Source organism: Emticicia aquatilis (genome assembly GCF_014644295.1).
In the GTDB taxonomy this organism is placed as follows: Bacteria; Bacteroidota; Bacteroidia; order Cytophagales; family Spirosomataceae; genus Emticicia; species Emticicia aquatilis.
In genome coordinates, this window is record NZ_BMKK01000007.1 from 1 (window position 1) to 25,720 (window position 25,720).

The following is a 25,720-nucleotide window of genomic DNA, read 5'->3' on the forward strand; positions in this document are numbered from 1 at the left end:
GTATTTTCGCTATTACAATGAAGGCATCTCATTTTTGCTCTTTTTCTTGCAAAGGTAAGAATAGCATTTAATTTTTACTTTATCATCGTTTAATTAATCACAACTTTTCTGGTAATTATTTTACCATTTACGTTGATTTTTAATAGGTATATTCCTGTTGAAATATTATTGATAGTTATATTGTCCTCTTTTTGGGTTATAGGTATGTTTTTCCCAAAACTATCAAACAAGGCGATTTCATACTTTTGATATTCATTCGGAATTTTTAGGTTAAAACCTCCTTGATTTGGATTAGGATAAACAGAAACATCTAAATCCGAATTTTCGACTGCTGAAACTACTTTAGGGCATTGAAAATTATTGGTATTGCCAATGATTGTTGTTGTCCCTGCAAGCCTTATTTGTGCATTATAATTACCAAGAGATAATGGGGGGAATTTTGCCACAAATACATGTTTTGCCGCATCAGGGTTACTTATAAGCTGTTGTAATAAATCGGTCCTTTGAACATTCGCATCTAAGGTCTGCATTATTTTATCATTCAAAAGAAAATCAACTTTAAGCGTTTTCGTGAGATTATTTTTGTCATAAGCCCATCCAATAATTTCATCACATTCTGTGCTTAACCAGTCGGCAACGTAACTCGGTACTTCATTTTTGACTTCTTCTGGCTTACTACATTTTACTTCTTTACCCGACCAGTTCAAATATTTAGCATCTTTCCAACATGGTCGAGCTGTAATGATGTGCTTTTGTCCATCTTTCCACCATACGCCAGCAGGTACTGTATATCTAAATCCATGATTTAGTGCCTTTGTTCCAAATACTTTCTGAACGTCAGGACGGGCTTCGTTGGCCAATAAACTTATAAATGGCTTATCATCAACTAATATATCTACTTGTACAGTGCGTTCGAGATTTTGTTCATCAAATGCCCACCCCCATATTGTGTCGCAGCTTCCTTCATCAAGATAGCCAGTATGACTCCCTTCTTGGCAATAGTTACACTTACCGTAATATTTACAAATCAAATCTTCAACATCTATTTTCATGCCTTTCCAGATGCGTTCTTCTATTGCTTTCATACCTTTATCAGAAGGATGGCGGCTAATAAATGAATCTTTATATGTAGCTGCGGCAGTATTTTCAGAAATATCAAAAAGCCCCTTTAAGTCTATAAAACGATGACCATTATCAGATGCGTAAGATTGGATAACATAATCACGGTAAGCATTTGTCCAAAAGCTATTGGTGAAAATTATTTTAGCATTTGGTTGATTAGTGGTTAGGTATTTCACCAATGCTGTCATGGCTTTTGGGAAATCAACCAAATCTATCTGAAGGTCACTCATATTGTCTCCAATTCTGAATAATATGATGTCAGGTTTTTGGTTTTTTATGTAATTAAGAGCATCATTGTTAATGTTGTAGTTTTTGTTATATCCACTTTCAAACCCTGCTATATTCAGATACGATACCTCAATACCAGTAGATATGGTCTTTAAGTCTTTTATTAATAGGTGAACATAGTCAAATTCTTCAGCTGAAGCAGCCATTCCCCAGTTTCCATTCCAACCATTGGCTGGCAAAGGGCCGTGTTGTGTAATGCTATTGCCCAGTATGGCAACTTTTAGTGGGTAATTAGGAGTTTGAGCTGATAATGAAACACTTAAAAAACTAAAAAGTACAAAAAGTGCTATCTTAATTTTATTTTTCATATAATTTTTAAAGATTTGAGCTTCATGGCTCTCTCTTCTACCAAAAACCAAGATAGAATACTTAATGGGAACACAATGACCACACTTATTAGAAACATTTTTGAGATACTAATGTTTGACCCATATAAATAAATAATCATCTGCTGTACTGGAAAGGCATAAAGGTAAATTCCGTACGAAAAATCGCCAAGCTTCCCAAAATCATTGAGTTTGCCCTTCTGCTTAGCTAAATAAAGGACTATATACGGTAGAGCAAAAAAACTAATCACTTTAATTGTGGTAGGGTTTGTTAGGTGTAATAACCCCAATCCAAACCAAAGAAATATCATCAACAGCAACAAACCAATGTGATAGGGTACTTTATCATCAAAAAGGAAAAACAATGTTCCTGTCATGAAATACATACTGAATTCGAGTGTCTGAACAAAGTTTAGATGTATGACGGGAATAAGTGATTGTTGGTTGTAAGTAAAAATAAAAAAAATGATGATTGGAGATAATATCCCGAAAAGAATTAACAATACATTTCGTTTTGAGAATAGATTTATGAGTTGTAAAACTGCTAAACATAAATACATCGTTACTTCATATGGAAGCGTCCAGAGTGAGCCATTAATACCTTTTTCGGGATGATTTTCAAAAACTCCAGGTAAAATATCATCTACAAATGGGTAGAGTTTGATAAATTTAAGATAACGATATGTTTCTGATGATTGCCAATATTCGCTTAAAGGCAAAGTGGTACAAACAGGGCCTAAAACAAATACAGTGAGTAATAAAACTACTACTAAGGCAGGAAAAATTCTAACAACTCTTTTCCATATAAAATTAACAATAACTCTCAGATTCTGATTAAATGAAATACTTCCATCGGCTTCTTTTTTTACTTTATAAAAAGCAGTATTGTGCAAACTTTGGCTTACCAGATATCCACTGACAATAAAAAAAATACATACACCCATGTGAGCGGTTGGAAAAATTCCTTGTGAGATTTCGGTTATATAATCATAGCCACGTCCTGAAAGTGGATAACAATGCCCAAAAAGAACTAAAGTAGCTGCAATAAATCGAATAAGATGAAAATTGTTTTGCATCAAGAAATGAGAAAATAATATATTTGGCAGCAAATTTACGGCTAATATCCCATATAATAACAAAATGCCTTTGAGGATAGAGCTTAATTAAAACCAAAAGTATAACTTCCCCAATAGCTTTGCCAGTCGGCGGTTTTTGGATCTGGGTATGGTACCATGCGTACCGTACTGACCATCCAAACGCCTTTTGGTTCAAAACTAAAGCTAATTTTACCCTCAGAATCGCTTCTGAAATTACGTTTATTTGGCTTTTCAATGCCTTTTTGCCAAACTACTACTAAAGCATTTTTGAGCGGTTTATTATCGAATAAAACTTTGAAAGTCAATGATTTATCGCTGGAATAGGGGTTTTGTTCAGGAATGATTTCGAGTTTCATACCTGTATTTATTCGATAAGTTTCATCGTGTACATTCCCAACTTGAAGAAGTGTTTTTACACAACGTTGGTATTCTTCTCTGCCTTTTTTATTCAGTTGACCATTATTTTTACGGAAATCGGCCACATTATTTAAACCGTCATCTTTTAGGTATTGATTAAACTCTTTTGCTTCCAGCTCAATATGTTTATTTGAATTATTGAAGGCAATCAAATGATTCCCTTCGGTTTCAAATTTCAAAAAATCGCTGAGGTTTTGTTCGGTCAAATTACCTTTTGTTGATTCTTCGCCTCTGCTAGTAAAGTGTGAAAACTTTGTTACTTCAAACTTCGTAAAATCCACTTCTTCGCCCGTAAAGTTTTCACCGACAAAAATTCTAAAATTGATTTTTTCGCCAACTGTCAAAAGAAACTTTTGTGGTTCGAGCCAAAATTCATGGGCGAAGACCGCAACAGTTATGAATAAAAATGATAATAAAATGACTGCTTTTTTCATGTTTTTACTTTTTTGAACTATCCATAAAATTTCGGAGCAAAGGTAGGTCATCAGTTCCGATTACATCAATCCTGAGAGCTTTTAAAGTTGCAAAACCAAGTACGGTGTTTGGGGTTCCCCAGAGTCTTACTTTTTTGTTTTTGGCGTGCATTTCGTTTACAAAAACGCTGATTTTATCGGCTACTTCTTGCGAAAGTGCTTCTTTTCCTGCCCAATATTTCCCAAAATCAGTGAAACTGGCACTCACCATGTATATTCTTTTGAAGGCTTGCTTTGAATAAATCAAACTTTTTCGACCATCAAACGAAAACATTTTATCGTAATTCTGAAATTCTTCGGGCTTTGGCATATCACCGCTGATGGAAATAGTCACATGACGAAGTTCTTTTTTGTAAGGTTTTAGCTGTGCATCAAGCACTTGCATAATTTCTTTGCCCTGTTTTTTCAAGTCGAGTAATAAATGCAAGGGCTTTTTATTGGGGTATGGATAACCACCATTTTCTTTGATTTTGGCCAGTAGTGGCTCGATATATAATTTGCGGAGTGTTCGCTCGGTTGATACATCTTTTTGGTCATGGGATACACAAAGTTCGCCATCTTTGAGATACAAATCGGCTTCAATTGAGTCAAAACCTAAATTGTAGGCTGCAAAAAACGGTTCTTTCTGCTCATAATCATTGTGAGAATGAATGATTTGGGCTGAAGTGCAAAGAATACAACCAAGCAAAAACAATAAAATTAATAAGCTTTTTTTCATAGATTTATGTAAAATAGTAGTTTTGGTTTATTTCTTAAAAACTACACGCTGTAAATTTTCTACTGGATAGTTGACTACTTCTTGATTACCAATATCGCCTTTTTTGCCAGAAGTTACTTCAAAAATAAGCTCGTTTTCTCGTAATTCGTAAGTTGAAGTCAGAATAATATTATGGGTTTCAAACACGCAATAAAGCTTGTTATTAAACAGATAATCAGCGAGTTCAATGCCATTTCCCTCATCAGTGACATAAGCATTTTTTGAGGCATCTTTCAATCTTAATACATAGTCTTTTACCATTGGCATTTTAGCCGAAAGATATTCAGTCTTCCAACTCCATTCATCTGGTTTATTGGTTTTGCTGACAGTTAATCTAACTTCTACGGAATCTCTTAAATTACCTTTATTATAGATATACATTTTGCCTTTCCAAGTTCCTAAGCAGCCTTCTATGAAAGAATTCTGTGCAATTCCATTTTGAATTATCCCCAAATTCAACAGAAAAATGATGAAAAATTTAGTTTTCATTGTTAAAGAAATATTTTGGTTATTTTTCTATGTACTATTTATACTTTTGCAACCAATCAAAAAGCCTTTTGGCATCTTCGGTTTTGAAGAGTTGAGTGCCTTCGTTCATAGTTGCTGCCGAGCCACAAGCCACGCCCCAACGAAGCATTTCTTGTACACTTTTACCCTCGGATAATGCCCAAACCATACCTCCAACCATGCTGTCACCCGCACCTACGGTACTTTTTTTCGTTACTGATGGAGCAGGAATATGCTCGCAAATATCCTTCGTAACCAAAACTGCTCCCTGTGGGCCAAGCGAAACTACCACGATTTCGCAACCACCTTTGGCGATTATTTCACGAGCAGCTTCATCAACTTGGTCGATTTCTAAAGCTTCAACGCCTACCAGTTTTGCGAGTTCGCCGACGTTTGGTTTTAGCAGATACACGCCTTCGTCAATGGCTCGTTTGAGTGGTTCGCCCGATGTATCAATAACGAGTTTTGAACCGATTTTACGAGAAACTGCAGCAACTTTTTCGTAGAAATTGTCGCCCAAACCTGCCGAAAGGCTACCACTGGCTACTAAAAAATCGGGTTTTAAGGCTTCGATTTGTTGTAAAATTTCATTTGCTTCTTCGGGCAAAATTTCTGCCCCAGGCATTCCGAAACGATACTGTGCATTGGTCAACACGTCGACTGCAATAAAATTTTCACGAGTCCAGTTTTTAGTTGTAATTGCTTGAAAGTCAATGTTTTCTTTCTTTAGCAAATCTTGTAACAAATCTCCTGTTGGCCCTCCCGTTGTGAAAACTGCTTTCGATTTTCCGCCCAGACGTGCAATGGCTTTCGAGACGTTGATTCCGCCACCGCCCGCATCGAAATGAGGGTTTTCGCAACGAATTTTCTGCTCGGCTACTAAGCCCGAAAACTTTGTACTTTTATCAACCGCTGGATTGACGGTTAGTGTGATTATTTTATTTGACATAATGTAGATTTACGAATTACGATTGACGAATAAAAAGAGTCAGACTAAAGATAATCTTTTTCATTGGCTCTTCTTTTTATTTCCCATTAGCTTTACTTAGAACCTGCTGACTGATATTTACTAACTGACGAAAGACGATTTTCTCTCGGATGAAAACTTCGCATGGTTTCTTCTAAAAACACTCTATCGAGGTGTGTGTAAATCTCTGTTGTCGTAATTGACTCATGTCCGAGCATTTCTTGGACGGCTCTCAAATCGGCACCACCTTCGATGAGATGCGTAGCAAATGAATGACGAAATGTATGCGGCGAAATGTTTTTCTGAATGCCTGCTCGCTCGGCTAAGTCTTTGATTATCAAAAATATCATCACTCTCGAAAGTGGTTTTCCTCGACGATTCAAGAAGACAATATCTTCAGCTTCTTCCTTGACCTCTTGATGATTTCTGATAGTTTCGAGATAAATTTTTGTGTACTTAATGGCATCTCGACCGATGGGAATAAGCCTTACCTTTCGTCCTTTTCCGAAAACTCGCACAAAACCAATATCGAAATAACAATTCGTTAGTTTTAAGTCTATCAACTCCGAAACCCGCATTCCACAGCTATACAAAACCTCCAAAATAGCTCGGTTTCGAGTGCCTTCTGGCGTTGAAACATCAACCATTTCGAGCATCTGCTCAATTTCGGGAAAAGATAGCGTATCAGGCAGTTTTCGGCCAACTTTTGGTGATTCTATCAGATGCGTAGGGTCAGTCTGAATCAAATTTTCGATGGCCATGTATTTATAAAACGATTTAACGCCCGACAAAATACGTGCCTGTGAAGTAGCCGAAAGCCCAAAATCATTGAGGTATTCCAGAAAATCCATAATATCACGCTCGGTGATAGTTTCGGGTTTTGGTTGGTGTTTGGCAATTTCGGCAAATTGACTGAGTTTTTCTACATCACGCACATACGCTTCGATAGAGTTTTCGGACATCGAACGCTCCAAGCGTAAGTAATTTTTAAAGTGCTGTATGTAGATTGGCCAATTCAAAAGATATTCTGTTAATTTTACGGCAAAATAAGTCTTTTATCTCTATACATTTTGTCGAATGTCGAAAAATATCATCATAATTAACGGCCCGAACCTTAATCTGCTTGGAAAACGTGAACCACATATCTATGGAAGTCTGACTTTTGAGACTTATTTTGAAGAATTAAAGGCGATATTTCCCGATGTTACGCTGCATTATTTTCAGTCGAACCACGAGGGGGCAATCATTGATAAAATCCACGAAGTGGGCTACGGCGAAACCGAATTTGCAGGAATTGTCATCAATGCGGGGGCATATACACATACTTCGGTAGCTATTGCCGATGCTCTTTCGGCTGTAAAAATACCTGCCGTTGAGGTACATATTTCGAATATTCATACCCGTGAGGCTTTCCGCCATCATTCGTATCTGACTCGTGTATGCAAAGGCATGATTACGGGTTTGGGCGTAAAAGGTTATGAATTTGGAGTGAGGTATTTTTTGTAATACCTCACATTTTTATGATTGCTTTGCTGCTAATCAGCTTTTTATCGTTTCCGTATAGCCTCAAAATATACTTGCCTTTGGGCAAATGTTTTACCGAAACTTGACCGTTTTCAATGCTTTGGTTTTCGATGACTTTACCTTGCAAATCCACAATTTCGGCAGTCTTTAGCTGTAACGTTGAGTTTAACTGCACAAAATCTTCGCTTGGGTTGGGGTAAATCTTGAAGCTATCTGCTTCTTTTGAGGTGCTTAGGATGGGAAGAGTAACAGAGTTTGAATAGACAATGGATGGAAATGTTCCCTCAGTAATCTTAGCTTGAATTCTGAATTTTGTGATATTATTTGGGATGATATTCCAAACATCCAAAATATTGAAATTAGTTTTTGTAGTGGTTCCAACTTGCGTAATAAAGCTATTGTCGTCATTCAATCCTTCAATAGAATATTCGGGAATGGCTTTCGATTTAGTATCAATACTAAATGGTGTCCATTCAAGATTTGTATTATTAAGTGATAATTTTACATTACAATTTTTGTTGATTGATAAGGCTGATTGTACACCGCAAATATCTTCATATTTATAAGCATAACAATACTGGTTTTTGCTTAAATCAACATCTTTGTCTATGTAAAAATTGTCGATTGACTCTGCCACTTTTTCAAAATTATTCCCATTTATAGACCTGTAATAAAGGTATTTTGCTTTTCTTCCTGAGGTTTCTAAAATGCTGTATTTTATAGTATTAGAATTATCAACTGAAACAGTTGATATGCTTTCTGGAGCTGGTAATTCTTTAATTACTGGAATAGGAATGCTTAATGGCTCGCTTCTACAAATATCGTTTTGCATATTTGCTTTTCTATAACCAGATAATATGATAAGGTTTTTCGTTGGAATATTATTGTAAATATGCTCCAACGAAAATGGGAAAGAGCTTTTAGTGATTTGTTCTATAAATGTTTGGTTGTCATCACCCCAAATTATTCTATAGCTATTATGTTTTTGATTTTTAGGCGTATTAAGAAAAGTGATAGTGACATTTTTGTCTCCACAAGTACTAATGCTTACATCAGGCTGTTCTGTCTGAATAACTTCAACAGCTTTACAAGTTATATAAACTTGTCCTTTATAATTCCCAGCTTGTAATATCCAATAAGTGCCAGGTTTTGATACTGTGGTTGAAGATGTATTTCCAAAAACAAGTGGGTCGCCGTCTTTAAAATTAAAGATATAACTAAGGTTTAATGACTGCTCGCCACTTGGCAATGTTCCATTAAATACACGAAATGTTATATTAGGACTTTGTGCGTCTATACATCCGTATTCTATGTTAGTACTAAAATCTCCTCCAACCAAAATCCCATTTCCGGGATTTGTACATATCTTAGGCATAGTTTCCTGCTGCCCAAAAACACGAAGCGATAAACAAACAATAAGCAGAAGAGTGGAGAGTTGTTTCATCTAAACAAAGTTGTATTTTATTGAAAGCCACAAAGTTAGAGTCAGAAATTTTACTTTCCAAAAACTCACCTAAATTGCCTGTTTTTACTCCAACAGTCGTTAAAAACACCCCTTATGTCGATTATTTAATAGGAATAATACAAAAACTTTTATTATCGTAACAGTTCAATATATTTTTGTGTTTATTTTATATAACTTATTCTAATATTTCTAATAGATACTCCTCTAATCACTTAGTAAAATATGCGTACGATTCTGACTATTGTTGCTGTTGTTGCGGTCTTGGTACTTGGCAAAATTTTCTTCTTTAAAAAGCCTGATTTAGGCGAAAAAGGTCCAGGTGGTGGGCCAGGTGCTGCACCATCAGGCGGTAAAGGAGGCGAAAAAGGCAAAGACATGAAAGGTGGTGGCCCCGCCGTAGCCGTAAATGTTTTTGTGGTCAATACCGAAAGCCTTGATAATGTCATTACATCATCAGGTACGATTTTTCCGAACGAAGAAATTGAATTGAGAGCTGAGGCTTCTGGCCGTATTCTTGCACTCAATATCAAAGAAGGTAGCCGAGTTGCAGCAGGACAAGTGATTGCTCGTATCAAAGATACTGACCTTCAAGCACAGTTGAAAAAACTTAATTTCGAGATAGAATTGGCCAAACAAACCGAGGCCCGTCAGAAAAAATTATTAGACATCAATGCCATTAGCAAAGAAGAATACGAAATTACGGCTAATAAAATCAATACCCTTAACGCCGACAAAGAACTCATCGAAGCAAATCTCGAAAAAACAGTTTTGAAAGCACCGTTTGCAGGAAAAATCGGTCTGAAAAACGTAAGTCAAGGAGCGTATGTTACGCCAACGACAAGCTTAGCAACCCTCGTACAGACAAATCCTGTAAAAGTGGATTTTTCGATTCCAGAAAAATATTCTACGCTCATCAGAGTAGGTAGAAACGTGAAGTTTGAAGTGGAAGGTCAGCCAGATGCGTACTATGCAAATGTTGTGGCCATCGACCCAAAAATCGACCCAAATCTTCGTACCTTAAAACTCAGAGCTTTGGCTAAAAATCCAGCCGACAGACTCGTGCCAGGTATGTTCGTAAGGGTTTCGGTTGATTTAGATATTGCTCAAGCGATTATGATTCCGACCGAAGCAGTTGTGCCAGTTTTGAAAGGTAAAAAAGTGTATGTAGTGCGTAATGGAAAAGCCGACGAAGTAATGATTGAAACGGGTGTTCGTAACGACAAGAAAATCCAAGTTACGAGCGGACTCAAAATGGGCGATTCTCTCATTGTTTCGGGTATCATGGCATTGAAAAAAGATGCCGCAGTGAAAGTAAAAGGAGGAAGTAAATAGTATATTGGTTACTGGTTATTTGTCATTGGTAATTTTTAACTTACTAAACCAATTTTCTGTGACGCATAACCAATAACTACCCAATAGATTGCCAAAACCGAATAAAATTACGGTCTTTTGACCATTGACCATCGACAAACATGTCAATCTCAACCATTTCTATCAAACGTCCAGTATTAGCCATCGTGATGAATCTACTCATCATCTTGTTTGGGGCAATTGGCTATACTTTTTTGGGTGTACGTGAGTATCCATCCATTGACCCGCCTGTTGTTTCGGTGCGTACCAATTACGTTGGTGCCAACTCCGACATTATTGAGTCTCAAATTACCGAACCTCTCGAGAAAGCATTAAATGCCATTGAGGGGATAAAATCTATTAACTCGTCATCGAACAATGGTTCGAGCCAAATCACCATCGAATTTGAAATCGGTGTAGATATGGAAACTGCCGCTAACGACGTGCGTGACAAGGTTTCGAGTGCGGTGCGTCAGCTCCCACAAGATATTGATGGCCCGCCAACGGTTTCAAAAGCCGATGCCAACTCTGACCCAATCATGAGTATGCTTTTGCAATCAGATATCAGAAGTCACATGGAAATCAGCGATTACGCCGAAAACGTAGTTGCTCAACGCCTACAAACCATTCAGGGTATTAGCCAAGTAATGATTTGGGGACAAAAAAGATTTTCGATGCGTTTGTGGATGGACCCAAATAAATTGGCAGCACAGGGGGTAACAACACAAGACGTAAAACAAGCTCTTGACCGTGAAAACGTGGAGCTTCCAAGTGGTAAATTGGCAGGAGATAACACTGAATTAACCGTAAAAACCATTGGTCGATTCAAAGGGGAGGAAGACTTCAATAATTTGATTGTAAAAACCGTAGGCGAAAAAATCATTCGTTTCAAAGATATTGGTAGTGCCGAACTCGGAGCTGAAAACGAAGAAACGCTCATGCGTATCAACGGAGTTCCTTCGATTGGTTTAGCAATTGTACCACAACCAGGTGCAAACTATTTGGATATTTCGGCACAAGTGAATAAGCGTCTTGCCGAAATCAAAAAAGAACTTCCGAAAGATTATAGAATGGAGTTGATGTCGGATAACACAACTTTTATCAAAAAATCAGTAGAAGAAGTAGGAGAGACCCTCTTGATTGCTATCGGATTGGTTGTAATCATTATCTTCTTATTCTTCCGTGATTGGATTATTGCCGTTCGCCCGTTGATTGATATTCCAGTATCACTCGTGGGTACGTTCTTCTTTATGTATATTTTTGGTTTCTCGGTCAATGTTCTTACACTACTTGCTATCGTTTTAGCAACGGGCTTAGTGGTTGATGATGGTATCGTTGTTACCGAAAATATCTATAAAAAGATTGAGGAGGGGATGAAGCCGATTGAAGCGGCAATCAAAGGTGCAAATGAAATTATGTTTGCCGTACTTTCTACTTCAATTACGCTTGCATCGGTATTCTTGCCAGTTATTTTTATGGAAGGTTTTGTTGGTCGTCTTTTCCGTGAATTCGGTATCGTTTTGGCCACCGCCGTATTGATTTCGGCATTCGTTTCATTGACACTTACGCCAATGTTGAATGCTTACTTGGTAAGAAAAAATCAAAAACACAGTCGTTTCTACGAAATGACAGAACCTTTCTTTGAAAGAGTAATTGATGGATACAAAACACGTCTGACAAGTTTCATGAATATTCGTTGGGTGGCAATTCCTTTGATTTTACTTACATTCGGTATGACTTGGTTTTTCGGAAAAGACCTTCAACAAGAATTAGCTCCCCTCGATGACCGTAGTGCCATGCGTTTGCAAATTACTGCTCCCGAAGGTTCTTCTTTTGAATTTACCGATAACTACATTCAAAAACTCGGAAAAACAATTCGTGATTCTGTGCCAGAAGCCAATGTAATCGTAACAATGACTGCCCCAGGATTTTCTGGTTCGGGTGCTGCCAATACAGGTTTTACGAGATTGGTTCTCAATGACCCACAAGACAGAAAACGTACGCAACAACAAATTGCCGACCAGGTGGGTAAAATCACTAAAAAAATGCCAGATGCAAGAGCGTTTGTTTTGCAACAAGAAACTATCTCTTTGGATAAGAGAGGAGGTTTGCCAGTACAATACGTAATTCAAGCCCCTGATTTTGAGAAACTTCGTCAGTATGTACCGAAGTTTATGGAAGAAGTTGCCAAAGACCCAACTTTCATGGTATCGGATTTGAACTTGAAATTTAATAAACCAGAACTCGAAGTGAGTATCGACCGTGAAAAAGCTAAGAGTATGGGCGTTTCGGTAACCGACGTGGCACAGTCGATGCAATTAGCTTTTGCAGGTCAGCGTTTCGGATATTTCACGATGAATGGTCGTCAGTATCAAGTTATCGGACAATTCGACCGTGCAAATCGTGACGAACCATTGGATTTGAAGAATACTTACGTTAAAAATAATCGTGGTGAAATTGTCCAGCTTGATAATATCGTAAAGATTAACGAAGAAAGCAGCCCACCGCAATTATACCACTTCAATCGCTACATGAGTGCTACGGTTTCGGCTGGCTTAGCACCAGGAAAAACGATTGGCGATGGTATCAAGGCAATGGATAAAATCAGAGATAAGTTAGCCGATGATGTGATTCGTACAGCTTTGGCAGGTTCGTCGAGAGATTTCTCTGAAAGTTCGTCGAATACACTTTATATGTTCTTATTGGCATTGGTGTTGGTATATTTGATTTTGGCTGCTCAGTTCGAGAGTTTTGTTGACCCATTCATTATCATGCTTACTGTGCCTTTAGCTATTGCTGGAGCGGTATTCTCGTTGTGGTATTTCAATCAAACGCTTAATATTTTCAGCCAAATCGGTATGATTATGCTCATCGGCTTGGTAACTAAAAATGGTATCTTGATTGTAGAATTTGCGAATCAACTAAGAGAGAAAGGAATGGGTATTAGAGAAGCTGCCATTGAAGCTGCCTCTATGCGTTTCCGTCCAATCTTGATGACAAGTTTTGCAACAGTTTTAGGTGCTGCTCCGATTGCCTTCGCTCTCGGCTCAGCCGGAAAAAGCCGTATGGCAATGGGTATCGTAATCATGGGTGGATTGTTGTTCTCTTTGGTGCTTACTCTGTACGTAATTCCTGCGATTTATACTTTCTTGTCTCGTAATAAAAATTTCGAGCGTATGAAGCAAATCGAAGAAATTGCTCACGAAGCTGAAATGGCGTAAAAACATAGGGCGTATCGCATACGCCTACAAGCATAAATACTCGTTGTAAGGGCGTATGCGATACGCCCTTACCTATAGATTGAAACTCTTAATCATGAAAAAATACTTTCTGTTTATATTTTTATTGCCTGCTGTTTTACAAGCCCAAGAAATATTAACACTCGAAAATGCCGTTGGAACTGCTCTCGAAAAAAGCTACGATATAAAAGTAGCTCAAATGCAACAAGAAGCGTCAGAATTGCAAGTCTTTAAAGGAAATGCAGGAATGCTTCCGAGAGTAGATTTGAATGCAAACGTCGGAAGTGCCTTTAACGGAGTGAGCCAAAAACTATCAAATGGTAGTGAGATTAATCGTTTTGGTACCAGCCTTGCCCCAACTTCCAACGTAGCAATGGCGTGGACACTCTATGATGGAAAACGAATGTACGCCACACTCGACCGCCTAAAAGGTCAAGGTCAGTTAAGCCAGTTGCAGACTCGCCAAATGATGGAAAATACCGTCGTGAATGTTATGCAGGCTTATTATGAAGTGATGCGTCAGAAACAAACGGTAGCATTTTTACAGACTATCATTAAATATTATGAAGAACGTCTGACAATTACACAGCAGCGTTGGGAATTTGGTAAAGGCTCAAAATTGGATTATTTACAATCAAAAACTGAGTTAAATACTCAAAATACCCAATTAGTTCAGGCCAAAAACTCTTTGAAAAATGCCAAAGTGACCCTCAATAATCTTTTGGTAAGACCTGCTGACCAAGATTTTGATGTACAGGAAGTTGTAGGAATTATGTTTGACCCTACAACCGAGCAACTCAAAAGTCAAGCCCGTGCGGCTAATAAAAGCTTACAAGCCTTACGTAAATCAACCGATATTAGCTTGATTACACAAAGAGAAGTGGCGGCTGCAAAACTTCCGAGAGTGACACTCAACTCTTCGTTTGGTTATTCATTGAGCAAAACAAATGCAGGTTTGTTTTTATATAACCAAAATATTGGTCTAAACGTAGGTTTGGGAGCAACTTGGAATATCTTTAATGGTGAAATTGTTCGTCGTCAGATTCAGACTTCTAAAATCAATACTGATATTTTGCGTAAACAAGAAGAAGACCTTTGGATTCAGATCGAGTCAGATTTGATGCGTGCTTACAATCAGTATCAAACTGATAAAGAATTATTGAAGCTCGAAGAGGAAAACAACGAAGTAGCCGAAGAAAACTTGAAGATTTCGTTGGAGAAATTTAAGTTGGGTGGGTCAACAATCTTAGAATTGAACGAAGCACAACGCAGTTTGAATACTTCTTTGAATCGCCTTACAAATGCTCGTTATAATATCAAAATCTCAGAGCTACAAATCATGCGTTTGAGCGGAGAACTTGTTAAATAATTGATAATGGAGAATTGATAATGAGTAATCACAAAATGTGTACTTTTCATTATCAATTCTCCATTATTAATTATCAATTAAATATTAAACTGCTCTCGTTTTACCTGGCATTGGAATTGGGTAATAACCATCTTTATCAGGTAAAGTTTTTGGTAGAGTATCCCAAGTATAAGCATCTGGCATAAGATTAATGTCAGAGTTTAGAGCCTCTTCCCACTTCACTCTTTTGCCCGAATAAGTAGCCATACGACCCATAATGGCAGTCATTGTACTTTTAGCTCCTCTTTCTGCATCATTTATTGGCTTATTGTTTACAATACAATCAAACAGCACATCGTGTTCAACTTGATAAGGGTCGCCATCTCCTTCACCTTTGTGTCGCCAAATATTATTTCCTTTTAGGTCAAAAATCTTGCCTTCAGTTGCTTTGCCTTTTGTTCCAATCAAATGCTCCGAAACATCTGAAACTGTACCTGGTTGATGACGGCACGAACTCGATAAAATCATACCATCGGCGTACTTAAACTCAACATAGTGGTGGTCATAGATTTCTCCATATTTCTTGTCTGTTCTTACCTGACGACCACCCATTCCGAGTGCTTCTGTTGGGTAACCGCCTTTAAACCAGTTGATTACGTCAATGTTATGAATGTGTTGCTCATTGATGTGGTCACCGCAGAGCCATACGAAATAATACCAGTTACGCATTTGGTATTCCATTTCGGTTTGGTTAGGCTTACGCTCATTTACCCAAACACCATCATTATTCCAATAGCAACGAGCCGCTACGATGTCGCCGATTGCACCTTCGTCAATTACTTTTTTGTAAGTTTCAAGATATGATTTTTGATAATGGCGTTGTAAACCCACAACCACTTTCAAGTTTTTCTTTTTCGATTCTTCGGCCGCGGCCAAAACTCTACGAATACCTGGGGCATCAGTAGCCACTGGTTTTTCCATGAAAACGTGTTTCCCTTGACGAACAGCCTCTTCAAAATGAATCGGGCGGAAGCCTGGGGGTGTTGTGAGAAGTACCACATCGGCCAATGCGATTGCTTGTTTGTAGCCATCAAAACCTACAAATTTGCGGTCTTCGGGTACATCTACACGGTCTTTAACCTTCCCTTTAGTTAGGTTTTGATAGCTTGAGTCGATTCTATCACGGAAAGCATCGGCCATTGCTACCAATTTTACGTTTTGCTTCACAGAAAGAGCCTGCATGGCAGCACCCGTACCACGGCCACCACAACCAATTAGGGCAACTTTTATGGTATCTTCAACTGATGAATTTGCGAAGGTTTCGATGGGTAAAGATGCCATCGAGATACCGCCAACTGCGGCTGCCGAAGCCTTTACGAAATCACGACGAGAAAAATTTGAGTTCATTATGTGTATGATTATAGAGTTGAATAATTTACCAACAAATTTAGTTTAATTCTCGAAATGATTGCTATCATTTGTTAAAAAAGTATCGTTAATTCATAAATTTTTTGCATAATTTTGATTGTAAATAAACTCTCAATTTTCTCTATTCAACCTCATTAAAATGAAACCTTTTCTCACTTTTTTATTGCTCTTGGCTGTGGTGTCAGCAATAGCCCAAACCAAATTCGTAGCTCGTCCTCTGGCAGTACCGCATCAAGAAACGCCTACTTTGGCAATTGGCTCAAAAGCTCCTGATTTCCGACTACCTAACTACGATGGTAAATTCTATGCTCTTAAAGATTTTGCGGCTGCCAAAGTCTTGGTTATTGTTTTTACGTGTACGCACTGCCCCACTGCACAGGCTTACGAAGACCGAATCAAGAAAATCGTAGATGATTATAAAAGCAAAGGGGTGGCGGTTGTGGCTATTTCGCCTAATAGCCCCAATGGACTATTGTTAGAAGAGTTGGGTTATACTGACCTCAACGATGATTATGACAATATGAAAATAAGAGCGAAAGAGAAGCAATTTAACTTTCCGTATCTCTACGATGGCGATAATGAGGCGGTTTCGATAAAATATGGCCCAGTGGCTACACCTCATGCGTATGTGTTTGATAATCAACGAATTTTGAGATACAATGGCCGACTCGATGCCGTAGAAAAACCAAGCAAAGGAGCTAACGCCGAAGATTTACGCAAAGCAATTGACGAAGTTTTGGCAGGAAAAGAAGTAACAACGCCCACAACCAAGACTTTCGGTTGTTCGATAAAATGGGCTTGGAAAACCGAATACAACGAGAAAAACGAAAAAAATTGGACATCACGCCCCGTCACGCTCGAAGAATTGGACACCGAAGGCATTAAAAAACTGGTAAAAAATGATGATTCGGACAAACTTCGCCTAATAAACGTTTGGGCAACATGGTGCGGCCCTTGTGTGATGGAATACCCCGACTTTTTGGATATTCACCGAATGTATGGAGCAAGAGATTTTGAATTTGTGTCAGTTTCGGCCGATAAATTGGATAAAAAAGAAAAAGCCTTGAAGTTTTTGAAAGAAAAACATTCGGGCGTAAAAAACTATATTTTTAAAGACGAAGACATTTACAAACTCATCGAAGCCATCGACCCAAAATGGAATGGTGCTTTACCTTATACGCTTTTGGTTGAGCCAAACGGAAAAGTAGTTTATAGCATTCAAGGAAGCATCGACAATCAAAAATTGAAGCGAATGATAGTTGACCACCCTAAGATTGGTCGTTATTTTTGATGATGTAAACATCAACTTTATGGCACAATTTATTATCTTTCGATGATATTTTGTGCCATTTCTTTTTTAACAAAAAATGATTTTGAATTTTATCAATAAAAATAGAGATACTATTCTTTACGGAATTTCGTTGGCTTTTCTGCTTTTCTTTCTGAAATGGATTGAGCTACGCTTCATCATAATCAATCATACGTTTGAGATTTATGCAGGTATCATTGCAGTGTTATTTACAGCTTTAGGAATATGGTTGGCCTTGAAGCTAAACAAACCCAAAGTAGAGACTAAAATCATAGAAAAGGCCGTGTCAGTCAATGATTTTAGTTTCAATGAAGCTGCCATGACCGACCTCGGTTTAAGCAAACGAGAACTCGATGTGCTACAACTCATGGCCGAAGGACTAAGCAATCAAGAAATTGCCGAACGGCTTTTTGTTTCGCTCAATACTATCAAGACTCACACTTCAAATCTGTTTGAAAAATTAGATGTTAAACGCCGCACGCAGGCCGTAGAAAAAGCCAAAAGATTGAGTTTGATTCCATGATAGCCTCATACTTTTGGGTGAAAACGGGCTTTTCTGTCAAAATCACTCAAAAGTATGAGCTAAATGTGTGGCTAAATACTCAGTTTTGTGGCCTAAACAAAACAAAAATATGAAAAGAATTGTACTTACTTACGGCCTAATTTCGGGCGTTTTGATTGCTACTTTTACGGTGTGTTCTATTGCCTATTGCTACGCCACAAAAAGCTTTGAGGGCAATATGCTGCTTGGCTATGCGGCTATGATTTTAGCTTTTTCGCTTGTTTTTGTAGGTGTAAAAAACTTCAGAGATAAAGACGGTGGCGGGAAGATTAGTTTTGGCAACGCCTTCAAAATTGGACTTTACATCGCACTTATTGCTTCTTCGATTTATGTACTGGCTTGGCTGATTGACTACTACGTATTTATTCCTGATTTTCTGGAGAAGTTTTCGGAGTATGGTTTAGAAAAAATAAAAGCAGACGGAGCAAGTCAAACTGAAATTGCCTCAAAAACTGCGGAAATGGAAGGTTATAAAAAGATGTACAGCAATCCATTCGGCGTAATATTTTTGACTTACATGGAGATTCTGCCAGTAGGTTTAGTTGTGTCACTAATTAGTGCTTTGATTTTGAAAAGGAAGTGACACGTATATTTTCACCAAACGTCGTTTACCACAGAGGCACAGATTACACAGATTTTCATAGATTATTCTCCGTTAAAATTCGTGTAATCCGTGCCTCCGTGGTAAATGTAAGTGAAATCTCAATACCCCCTAACCAACTCAATCGCACCAAAAACACCTGCACTATCGCCGAGTTTTGGTTTTAAGAAAAGCGTTTCTACTTTGCGGTTATTGAAAATCCAGTTTTTGAGTTCTTCGGGGAACGCTTCATAAATCATATCAATATTTCCCACACCGCCACCAATTACAATGGCATCGGGGTCAAGCACATTGACAATAGAAGAAATGGCACGTCCGAAAGACTTTACTAAATGGTTGAGCGTAGCGGTTGCGTGCGGGTCAGTTCCTGCTTTATGAAGTTCGTAGATTTCTTTCATTGTTAGGTCATTTCCGCTCAATTTCTTATAATATTGCTGCAACGCTGGGCCAGAAAATACATTTTCGTTGCAGCCTGTTTTTCCGCAGTAGCATATTACACCATCATCTTCAAAGAAATTATGTCCCCATTCACCACCGATGCCGTGCCTTCCGTTGATTACTTGACCATTTACAATAACTCCACCACCCACACCAGTGCCGAGAATTACGCCAAAAACAACTTTTGCATCTGGTAAAACATCCTTCACAATTCCCATCGTAGCTTCGGCCAAAGCAAAACAATTGGCATCATTTGCCAACTCAACTGGCACTCCAAGAGCTTTTGCAAGGTCGGCTTTCATGGGTTTGCCATTCATCGACGTCGTATTGCAGTTTTTCATCGTCTGTGTAGTCGGGTCGGTCGTTCCTGGCGTACTAAAACCAATAGCAGTTGGAGCGATGTTTATTTCTTCTTTGATTGAATCAATCAATCTTACGACTTGACTAATGATATGTTCGTAACCCTTACTGGCTTCGGTTGGAATTCTTTTTCTTGATAAAACTTCATTGTTTTCGGCATTCATCACCACGCCTTCGATTTTTGTGCCGCCTAAATCTACACCCCAAAGTGTCTTCATTTTATAAATAAGGTTGATTATTATGAGGGAAAAATGCTGTTAACTTGTCATTAACAAATCAACGAGCAACTCCTTACAAACTTATAGCATCTTATCATCAAAGACAACAATTTTTATAAAAAGCTAAAATAGAATCATCACCATGAAACGTTCATTTATCGTAATCTTCACAATCCTTTTGGGAGTATTTGGGTTGTCATCTTGTAACACTTACGAAGTTATTGATGGAAGCGGCATCGTTCAGACCGAGTACCGTCGTATGGCATATTTCAATAAAATCGAATTGTATTTTCCTGCCGAAGTAATCATTCGTCAAGGAAATACGAAGGACATTGAAATTACCGCCGAAAGCAATATCATCAATTTGGTTTATAGCCGAGTAAGTGGTAATACCTTGATTTTAGATGATAATGGCCGCCTTCGTAGTAGCCACAATGTGAAAATCTATGTACAAGTCCCTGACATCAACGCCATTTTTGTTTCTGGAAGCGGCCGAGTAATCAGCGATAACAAGATTTTTTCGAAAAATATGAATTTACGCTTGTCGGGCAGCGGCTTGATTGATGTAGCCTTAGACGTGAAAAATGATTTAGTAGCCAATTTGAGTGGTTCAGGGCTGATTTTCATGGAAGGAGACACCTATAATGGTATTTATGATGTGTCAGGAAGTGGAAAAATTGAGTCGTTTGGAATGCACGCTGATAATTCGGATATTATAATCACTGGTTCGGGGCGTTGCGAAACTACCGCACTGAGCAATCTTGGTGTAACTATTTCGGGAAGTGGAAGCGTATGGTTCAGAGGAAATCCACGCATCAGCCAACGAATTTCGGGTTCAGGAAAGATTTTTGATGCTAATTGATGAAATTATTTTCTAAAACTAAAACCTGTAAGGCTTAAAGAGTTCTTACAGGTTTTTTTATGGCTTAAAATTCCCTATTTTTGCACTATTATTAACAAATAACCGTCGTCCGTCGTCTATCGACTGTTGACTCAAAGAATAATGGCAGAAATCAGCAAAACGTACAATCCGAAAGAGATAGAAGACAAATGGTATAAGTATTGGGTTGATAATCAGTACTTTAAGTCGAAACCAAATCCCGATAAAGAGCCTTATACTATCGTGATTCCTCCACCAAACGTCACGGGTGTCTTGCACATGGGCCACATGCTCAACAATACGATTCAAGATGTATTGACTCGCAAAGCACGTATGGAAGGCAAAGAGGCTTGTTGGGTGCCAGGAACTGACCATGCTTCTATTGCTACCGAAGCCAAGGTTGTGGCGATGCTGAAAGAGCAAGGAATCAATAAAGCTGACCTTACTCGTGAAGAATTCTTGAAATATTGCTGGGAATGGACCGAAAAATACGGTGGAATTATCTTGCAACAACTCCGTAAACTCGGTGCGTCGTGCGATTGGGACAGAACTCGTTTCACGATGGAGCCAAGTCTGTATGATGCCGTAATTGATGTTTTTGTTGATTTACATAATAAAGGAGATATTTATCGTGGACACCGCATGGTAAACTGGGACCCGCAAGCTAAAACAACGGTTTCGGACGAAGAGGTTATCATGAAAGATGTTCAACAGAAATTGTATTATATCAGATACGATGGAGAGGAGGGAAGTGTAACGATTGCCACGACTCGCCCCGAAACCATCATGGCTGATGCTGCAATATGTGTGAATCCTGCCGATGAGCGTTTCCAAGATTTGATTGGTAAAAAAGTTAGAATTCCGTTAATTAATCGTGAGATTTCGATTATTGCCGATGAATATGTAACGATGGAATTCGGAACGGGTTGTTTGAAAGTAACACCTGCCCACGACCAAAACGACTACGCTCTCGGACAAAAACACGGTTTGGAAATCATTGATATTTTGACCGACGAAGGCAAATTAAACGAAAAAGCCTTGATTTTGGTAGGTGAAGATAGATTTGTGGCTCGTAAGAAAATTGCTAAATTATTGGCCGAATCAGGCAATTTAGTAAAAGAAGAAGACTATAAATCGACAGTTGGAACATCCGAGCGTACAGGTGCGATTATCGAACCAAAGATTTCGTTGCAGTGGTTCTTGAAAATGAAACGAGTTTCGGAGCCTGCTTTGGAAAACGTAATGAATGATACGATTCAGTTGATTCCACCAAAATTCAAGAATACATATAACCATTGGATGGCAAATGTGAGAGATTGGTGTATCAGTCGCCAACTTTGGTGGGGACATCGTATTCCAGCGTTTTATATGCCCGATGGCACTTGTATCGTAGCAAAAGATAAAAAAGCGGCTTTGAAAATTGCCCGTGATAAATACCAATTATTTGCTTTGAGTGAAACTGACCTTACGCAAGACGAAGACGTTTTGGATACATGGTTTAGCTCATGGTTATGGCCAATTTCGGTTTTTGATGGCTTCAAAGACCCTGATAATGAAGATATTAACTATTATTATCCGACCAATGATTTAGTAACTGCCCCTGAGATTTTGTTCTTCTGGGTAGCACGTATGATTATTGCAGGTTATGAATATAAAGGCACATATCCATTCAAAAATGTATATTTGACGGGTATCGTAAGAGACAAACAAGGCCGTAAAATGTCGAAATCATTGGGTAACTCACCTGACCCAATTGAGTTGATTGAAAAATACGGTGCAGACGGTGTTCGTACGGGTATGTTGTTTAGTTCACCCGCAGGAAATGACTTGCCTTTTGATGAAAAACTATGCGAGCAAGGACGTAATTTTAGTAATAAAATTTGGAATGCCTTCCGCCTAATTCAAGGTTGGGAAACAAGCACCGAAGCAGCACCTGCAAGCAATAAATTGGCGGTAGCTTGGTTCAAAAGTAAAATGAATAAAGTAGTTGCCGAGACGCTTGACCATTACAATAAGTTCAGAATGTCGGATGCCTTGATGAGCACTTACAACCTCATCTGGGATGATTTCTGTTCGTTATATTTGGAGATGATTAAGCCCGCTTACGTTGACGGAAAAGGCTTACCAATCGACCAAGAAACGTACAATGCAACGCTCGAAATCTTTGATGAATTGATGCGTTTGATTCACCCTTGGATGCCATTTATTTCGGAAGAATTGTGGCAGTCTATTAAGGAAAGAAGTGCAGATGATTCAATTTGTTTGGCTCAATTTCCACAAGGTGGCGAAGTAAACGAAAGCCTTTTAGCAGATTTTGAGTTATTAAATGAAATCGTTTCGACGGTTCGTAATACACGAAATGCCAAGCAAATTTCACCGAAAGAAGCATTACCGTTGGCGGTAAAAACCGAGAATCAGGCACGTTACGAAACTTTATCAGGTTTAATCAAGAAAATGGCTAATATCTCTGATATTCAATATGTTAGCGACAAAGCCGAAGGTATGAGTTTCGTTATCAAAGGCGATGAACTAACGATTGATTTAGGTAAAAATTTGGATATAGAGGAAGAAAAAGCAGCTCTACAAAAAGATTTAGATTATATCATTGGTTTCAAAAAATCGACCGAAGCGAAATTATCGAATGAGCGTTTTGTTCAAAATGCAAAACCAGAAATCATCGAAAAAGAACGTCAAAAATTAACCGATGCTGAAACTAAGATTAAAGCTTTGGAAGAAGCTTTGGCGAAGTTGGGTTGAGGTTTTTAGAATCATTTAAAAAGGCAGTTTTGATTTTTCAAGACTGCCTTTTTTGTTTGGGCTAAAGCCCAGTACTGATTTGTTTTCAGTTATCCGTCAGTTAAAACTGACGGCAATGAATAGAAAATTTGTTCTGAGGCTGTGGAGTGAGTTATTTCATTGCCGTCTGCTACTTAGGATAAAATTACAATATTGACTTCAGTCCAAACCTTTTAAAATTACAATATTTTTCTATATTTACAAAAACAACAATGCTATAAAATGTCTTATGTGAAAATTTGGGTTCATGTAGTTTTTTCTACAAAGAACCGATTCCCTTTTCTTACCAAAGATATTCGATATGAAATATTTACTCATATCATCGAAAACTGCCGAGAGAAAGATATTTTTCTACAAGCAATCAATGGTTATACTGAGCATATTCATTGCTTGATTTCTCTGGGGAAAGACCAATCAATTGCTGCCATTGCAAAACTCATTAAAGGCGAATCTTCATTTTGGATAAATAAACAACAGCTTACTGCACAGAAATTTGCTTGGCAAGATGATTACTTTGCAGTCTCTGTCAGTGAATCACAAGTTGAGAAAGTGGTGGATTATATCAAGAATCAGAAGATTCATCATACCAAAAAGTCTTTTGATGAAGAAGTAGAAGAGTTTATGAAAAAATATGGTTGGGAAATTATTAAAGATGAGTAATAACAAAGAGGGCAAATCTAAATCAAGATTTACCCTTTTTGTTATCATTTATTCAAGATTTCTTATCTGAAATCATCTTCGTCATCATCACCGAAATTCATCTTATTGGGGTCGAACATACTATCCAATAAATCTTTGAATTGCAGACCTGTATCTAAATTTTGCTTACTGATTAATGAATATTCAGCCAAACCATGAAGAGCAAACTCCATCATAAAAAGTTTGTCATCTTCGCCCAAACGCTCGTGGTAGCCTTCTACTAATTCTTCCAAGCCTTCGATTGTTTTTAATCTTGCACGATATTCTCGGTCGGTGAGGTCATTCGTAAAATCAATTACATTGCCTTCGCCAAACCAATTCGATACTTGTTGAAACGGATTTTTACCCGATTTCTTTTTCTTAACTGCTTCAGGATTCGGGAAATATTTCAAAAATTCCGTTCGCATGGCTTTTCCGATAAGGCTTTGAGCCACATAAACTGGGCCTTCAACCTCTCCTTCATAAACCAATTCTATTTTTCCATTGATAGCTGCAATCGCTCCGTAAATGTCTGATACCCTTGCGTTTACGTTCTTCTCGCCGTTGATTAATGAACGTCTTTCGGCCGAACTCAATAAATTTTCATAAGCAGAAATTGTCATACGAGCCGAAACCCCACTTTTGGCATCGACGTATTCGCTTTGACGTGCTTCAACCGCAATTTGTTCAACCAAATCTTTCAGAATATCATTGACAACGATTTTCTTCTGACCATCTTTAATAATAGCTTCTTGTTCGGTAATTTTACGCCCAATTTCGATAGATTTCGGGTAGTGCGTCACAATCTGGCTATCAATACGGTCTTTGAGTGGCGTTACAATACTTCCACGATTGGTATAATCTTCGGGGTTTGCCGTGAATACAAATTGAATATCAAGGGGCATACGAAGTTTAAAACCACGAATCTGAATATCTCCTTCTTGCAAAATATTGAACAGCGAAACCTGAATACGAGCCTGTAAGTCGGGTAATTCGTTAATCACAAAAATACAACGGTGCGAGCGTGGAATCATACCAAAGTGAATCACACGTTCGTCGGAATAAGGCAAGCGTAAAGTTGCCGCTTTAATTGGGTCAACATCACCGATTAAGTCGGCAATCGAAACATCGGGCGTTGCCAATTTTTCATTGTAACGTTCGTCACGAGGTAGCCATGTAACTGGTGTTGCGTCACCTTTTTCGGCAATCAAATCTTTGGCAAATCGTGAAAGTGGTTCGAGTGGGTCGTCGTTGAGTTCAGAACCTTCTACGATTGGCACGTATTCATCTAAAAGGTTTACCATCAAGCGAGCAATACGGGTTTTTGCTTGTCCACGCAAACCCAGTAAGTTGATGTGGTGCATCGAAAGAATCGCTTTTTCGACATCAGGAATAACGGTGTCTTCGTATCCCCAAATTCCTGGAAAAACCGACTCTTTATTTTTAAGCTTCTCAACTAAATTATCACGAAGTTCTTGTTTGATTGATTTTGGGCGGTAGCCGCTGGCTTTTAATTCGCCAAGTGTTTTTATTTTTAAAATATTCTTATCGAATGCCATGTATTTAATGG

General features: G+C 38.3%; 21 protein-coding genes. 10 read left to right on the forward strand and 11 right to left on the reverse strand.

Annotated features, from left to right (window positions below):
• Positions 1 to 89: 89 nt before the first annotated feature.
• The 7 genes from IEX65_RS17060 to xerD all read right to left on the reverse strand — a co-directional run bounded on the left by IEX65_RS17060 (position 90) and on the right by xerD (position 6,973).
• On the reverse strand, positions 90 to 1,718 hold the full coding sequence (locus IEX65_RS17060) for an SGNH/GDSL hydrolase family protein (protein WP_188767618.1): 1,629 nt from the start codon (positions 1,716 to 1,718) through the stop codon (positions 90 to 92).
• On the reverse strand, positions 1,715 to 2,812 hold the full coding sequence (locus IEX65_RS17065; protein WP_188767619.1) for an acyltransferase family protein: 1,098 nt from the start codon (positions 2,810 to 2,812) through the stop codon (positions 1,715 to 1,717). The genes IEX65_RS17060 and IEX65_RS17065 overlap by 4 nt, the downstream gene beginning before the upstream one ends.
• An 83-nt stretch (positions 2,813 to 2,895) precedes the next feature.
• A complete protein-coding gene (locus IEX65_RS17070) occupies positions 2,896 to 3,684 on the reverse strand; it encodes a DUF4198 domain-containing protein (protein ID WP_188767621.1) in 789 nt (262 codons plus the stop codon).
• Between the two features lie 4 nt (positions 3,685 to 3,688).
• Positions 3,689 to 4,441 (reverse strand): PI-PLC domain-containing protein, encoded by a 753-nt coding sequence (locus IEX65_RS17075; protein WP_188767622.1) that lies wholly within the window; start codon positions 4,439 to 4,441, stop codon positions 3,689 to 3,691.
• A gap of 27 nt (positions 4,442 to 4,468) precedes the next feature.
• The gene (locus tag IEX65_RS17080) at positions 4,469 to 4,969 is read right to left on the reverse strand and encodes a hypothetical protein (RefSeq protein WP_188767623.1); all 501 of its coding nucleotides are present in this window, start codon (positions 4,967 to 4,969) and stop codon (positions 4,469 to 4,471) included.
• A 34-nt stretch (positions 4,970 to 5,003) separates the two neighbouring features.
• Positions 5,004 to 5,936 carry a 1-phosphofructokinase family hexose kinase gene (locus IEX65_RS17085; protein ID WP_188767624.1) on the reverse strand — a complete coding sequence of 311 codons (933 nt, stop codon included), beginning with the start codon at positions 5,934 to 5,936 and terminating at the stop codon, positions 5,004 to 5,006.
• 92 nt (positions 5,937 to 6,028) lie between these two features.
• Positions 6,029 to 6,973 carry a site-specific tyrosine recombinase XerD gene (gene xerD, locus IEX65_RS17090; protein ID WP_188767625.1) on the reverse strand — a complete coding sequence of 315 codons (945 nt, stop codon included), beginning with the start codon at positions 6,971 to 6,973 and terminating at the stop codon, positions 6,029 to 6,031.
• A gap of 58 nt (positions 6,974 to 7,031) precedes the next feature.
• Here xerD and aroQ point away from each other — a divergent pair, with 58 nt between their 5' ends.
• Positions 7,032 to 7,460, forward strand: coding sequence for a type II 3-dehydroquinate dehydratase (gene aroQ / locus IEX65_RS17095; protein ID WP_188767626.1), 429 nt, complete (start codon positions 7,032 to 7,034; stop codon positions 7,458 to 7,460).
• A gap of 4 nt (positions 7,461 to 7,464) precedes the next feature.
• Here the strand turns inward: aroQ and IEX65_RS17100 are convergent, their stop codons facing one another.
• Complete coding sequence (locus IEX65_RS17100; RefSeq protein ID WP_188767627.1) at positions 7,465 to 8,922, reverse strand: T9SS type A sorting domain-containing protein; 1,458 nt, start codon at positions 8,920 to 8,922, stop codon at positions 7,465 to 7,467.
• Positions 8,923 to 9,165: 243 nt separating this feature from the next.
• Here IEX65_RS17100 and IEX65_RS17105 point away from each other — a divergent pair, with 243 nt between their 5' ends.
• The 3 genes from IEX65_RS17105 to IEX65_RS17115 all read left to right on the forward strand — a co-directional run bounded on the left by IEX65_RS17105 (position 9,166) and on the right by IEX65_RS17115 (position 14,901).
• The gene (locus tag IEX65_RS17105; RefSeq protein WP_188767628.1) at positions 9,166 to 10,275 is read left to right on the forward strand and encodes an efflux RND transporter periplasmic adaptor subunit; all 1,110 of its coding nucleotides are present in this window, start codon (positions 9,166 to 9,168) and stop codon (positions 10,273 to 10,275) included.
• Between the two features lie 140 nt (positions 10,276 to 10,415).
• Positions 10,416 to 13,514: an efflux RND transporter permease subunit gene (locus IEX65_RS17110; RefSeq protein WP_188767630.1), complete on the forward strand. Its 3,099-nt coding sequence runs from the start codon at positions 10,416 to 10,418 to the stop codon at positions 13,512 to 13,514.
• A 94-nt stretch (positions 13,515 to 13,608) separates the two neighbouring features.
• Entirely contained in the window at positions 13,609 to 14,901 is a 1,293-nt protein-coding gene (locus IEX65_RS17115) for a TolC family protein (RefSeq protein ID WP_188767631.1), read from the forward strand.
• An 84-nt stretch (positions 14,902 to 14,985) separates the two neighbouring features.
• Here the strand turns inward: IEX65_RS17115 and IEX65_RS17120 are convergent, their stop codons facing one another.
• Entirely contained in the window at positions 14,986 to 16,287 is a 1,302-nt protein-coding gene (locus IEX65_RS17120; RefSeq protein ID WP_188767632.1) for a Gfo/Idh/MocA family oxidoreductase, read from the reverse strand.
• A gap of 160 nt (positions 16,288 to 16,447) precedes the next feature.
• On the opposite strand from IEX65_RS17120, the gene IEX65_RS17125 reads away from it, so the two are divergent.
• The 3 genes from IEX65_RS17125 to IEX65_RS17135 all read left to right on the forward strand — a co-directional run bounded on the left by IEX65_RS17125 (position 16,448) and on the right by IEX65_RS17135 (position 18,762).
• Positions 16,448 to 17,599 (forward strand): redoxin domain-containing protein, encoded by a 1,152-nt coding sequence (locus tag IEX65_RS17125; protein ID WP_188767633.1) that lies wholly within the window; start codon positions 16,448 to 16,450, stop codon positions 17,597 to 17,599.
• A gap of 76 nt (positions 17,600 to 17,675) precedes the next feature.
• Entirely contained in the window at positions 17,676 to 18,140 is a 465-nt protein-coding gene (locus IEX65_RS28135) for a response regulator transcription factor (protein ID WP_188767634.1), read from the forward strand.
• 109 nt (positions 18,141 to 18,249) lie between these two features.
• Positions 18,250 to 18,762: a DUF4199 domain-containing protein gene (locus tag IEX65_RS17135; RefSeq protein ID WP_188767635.1), complete on the forward strand. Its 513-nt coding sequence runs from the start codon at positions 18,250 to 18,252 to the stop codon at positions 18,760 to 18,762.
• Between the two features lie 119 nt (positions 18,763 to 18,881).
• Here IEX65_RS17135 and IEX65_RS17140 read toward each other — a convergent pair whose 3' ends face one another.
• Positions 18,882 to 19,796 (reverse strand): ROK family protein, encoded by a 915-nt coding sequence (locus tag IEX65_RS17140; protein WP_188767636.1) that lies wholly within the window; start codon positions 19,794 to 19,796, stop codon positions 18,882 to 18,884.
• 142 nt (positions 19,797 to 19,938) lie between these two features.
• Here IEX65_RS17140 and IEX65_RS17145 point away from each other — a divergent pair, with 142 nt between their 5' ends.
• From IEX65_RS17145 to tnpA, 3 genes are all read left to right on the forward strand, one after another.
• Positions 19,939 to 20,658 carry a head GIN domain-containing protein gene (locus tag IEX65_RS17145; RefSeq protein WP_188767637.1) on the forward strand — a complete coding sequence of 240 codons (720 nt, stop codon included), beginning with the start codon at positions 19,939 to 19,941 and terminating at the stop codon, positions 20,656 to 20,658.
• Between the two features lie 141 nt (positions 20,659 to 20,799).
• Positions 20,800 to 23,433 (forward strand): valine--tRNA ligase, encoded by a 2,634-nt coding sequence (locus IEX65_RS17150; RefSeq protein ID WP_188767644.1) that lies wholly within the window; start codon positions 20,800 to 20,802, stop codon positions 23,431 to 23,433.
• 261 nt (positions 23,434 to 23,694) lie between these two features.
• Positions 23,695 to 24,132, forward strand: a complete 438-nt coding sequence (gene tnpA, locus IEX65_RS17155) for an IS200/IS605 family transposase (protein ID WP_188767646.1) — start codon at positions 23,695 to 23,697, stop codon at positions 24,130 to 24,132.
• A 62-nt stretch (positions 24,133 to 24,194) separates the two neighbouring features.
• On the opposite strand, the gene IEX65_RS17160 is transcribed toward tnpA, so the two are convergent.
• Complete coding sequence (locus IEX65_RS17160) at positions 24,195 to 25,709, reverse strand: P-loop NTPase family protein (RefSeq protein ID WP_188767648.1); 1,515 nt, start codon at positions 25,707 to 25,709, stop codon at positions 24,195 to 24,197.
• Positions 25,710 to 25,720 lie beyond the last annotated feature (11 nt).

What these genes read in the sequence shown, in the direction of transcription:
- aroQ (WP_188767626.1), top strand. Translation starts at nt 7,032, where the DNA reads ATGTCGAAAAATATCATCATAATTAACGGCCCGAACCTTAATCTGCTT.
- IEX65_RS17110 (WP_188767630.1), top strand. Translation starts at nt 10,416, where the DNA reads ATGTCAATCTCAACCATTTCTATCAAACGTCCAGTATTAGCCATCGTG.
- IEX65_RS28135 (WP_188767634.1), top strand. Translation starts at nt 17,676, where the DNA reads ATGATTTTGAATTTTATCAATAAAAATAGAGATACTATTCTTTACGGA.
- IEX65_RS17125 (WP_188767633.1), top strand. Translation starts at nt 16,448, where the DNA reads ATGAAACCTTTTCTCACTTTTTTATTGCTCTTGGCTGTGGTGTCAGCA.
- IEX65_RS17060 (WP_188767618.1), bottom strand. Translation starts at nt 1,718, where the DNA reads ATGAAAAATAAAATTAAGATAGCACTTTTTGTACTTTTTAGTTTTTTA.
- IEX65_RS17065 (WP_188767619.1), bottom strand. Translation starts at nt 2,812, where the DNA reads ATGCAAAACAATTTTCATCTTATTCGATTTATTGCAGCTACTTTAGTT.
- IEX65_RS17085 (WP_188767624.1), bottom strand. Translation starts at nt 5,936, where the DNA reads ATGTCAAATAAAATAATCACACTAACCGTCAATCCAGCGGTTGATAAA.
- IEX65_RS17135 (WP_188767635.1), top strand. Translation starts at nt 18,250, where the DNA reads ATGAAAAGAATTGTACTTACTTACGGCCTAATTTCGGGCGTTTTGATT.
- IEX65_RS17145 (WP_188767637.1), top strand. Translation starts at nt 19,939, where the DNA reads ATGAAACGTTCATTTATCGTAATCTTCACAATCCTTTTGGGAGTATTT.
- IEX65_RS17070 (WP_188767621.1), bottom strand. Translation starts at nt 3,684, where the DNA reads ATGAAAAAAGCAGTCATTTTATTATCATTTTTATTCATAACTGTTGCG.
- IEX65_RS17100 (WP_188767627.1), bottom strand. Translation starts at nt 8,922, where the DNA reads ATGAAACAACTCTCCACTCTTCTGCTTATTGTTTGTTTATCGCTTCGT.
- IEX65_RS17150 (WP_188767644.1), top strand. Translation starts at nt 20,800, where the DNA reads ATGGCAGAAATCAGCAAAACGTACAATCCGAAAGAGATAGAAGACAAA.
- IEX65_RS17080 (WP_188767623.1), bottom strand. Translation starts at nt 4,969, where the DNA reads ATGAAAACTAAATTTTTCATCATTTTTCTGTTGAATTTGGGGATAATT.
- IEX65_RS17075 (WP_188767622.1), bottom strand. Translation starts at nt 4,441, where the DNA reads ATGAAAAAAAGCTTATTAATTTTATTGTTTTTGCTTGGTTGTATTCTT.
- IEX65_RS17160 (WP_188767648.1), bottom strand. Translation starts at nt 25,709, where the DNA reads ATGGCATTCGATAAGAATATTTTAAAAATAAAAACACTTGGCGAATTA.
- IEX65_RS17120 (WP_188767632.1), bottom strand. Translation starts at nt 16,287, where the DNA reads ATGAACTCAAATTTTTCTCGTCGTGATTTCGTAAAGGCTTCGGCAGCC.
- IEX65_RS17105 (WP_188767628.1), top strand. Translation starts at nt 9,166, where the DNA reads ATGCGTACGATTCTGACTATTGTTGCTGTTGTTGCGGTCTTGGTACTT.
- IEX65_RS17115 (WP_188767631.1), top strand. Translation starts at nt 13,609, where the DNA reads ATGAAAAAATACTTTCTGTTTATATTTTTATTGCCTGCTGTTTTACAA.
- tnpA (WP_188767646.1), top strand. Translation starts at nt 23,695, where the DNA reads ATGTCTTATGTGAAAATTTGGGTTCATGTAGTTTTTTCTACAAAGAAC.
- IEX65_RS17140 (WP_188767636.1), bottom strand. Translation starts at nt 19,796, where the DNA reads ATGAAGACACTTTGGGGTGTAGATTTAGGCGGCACAAAAATCGAAGGC.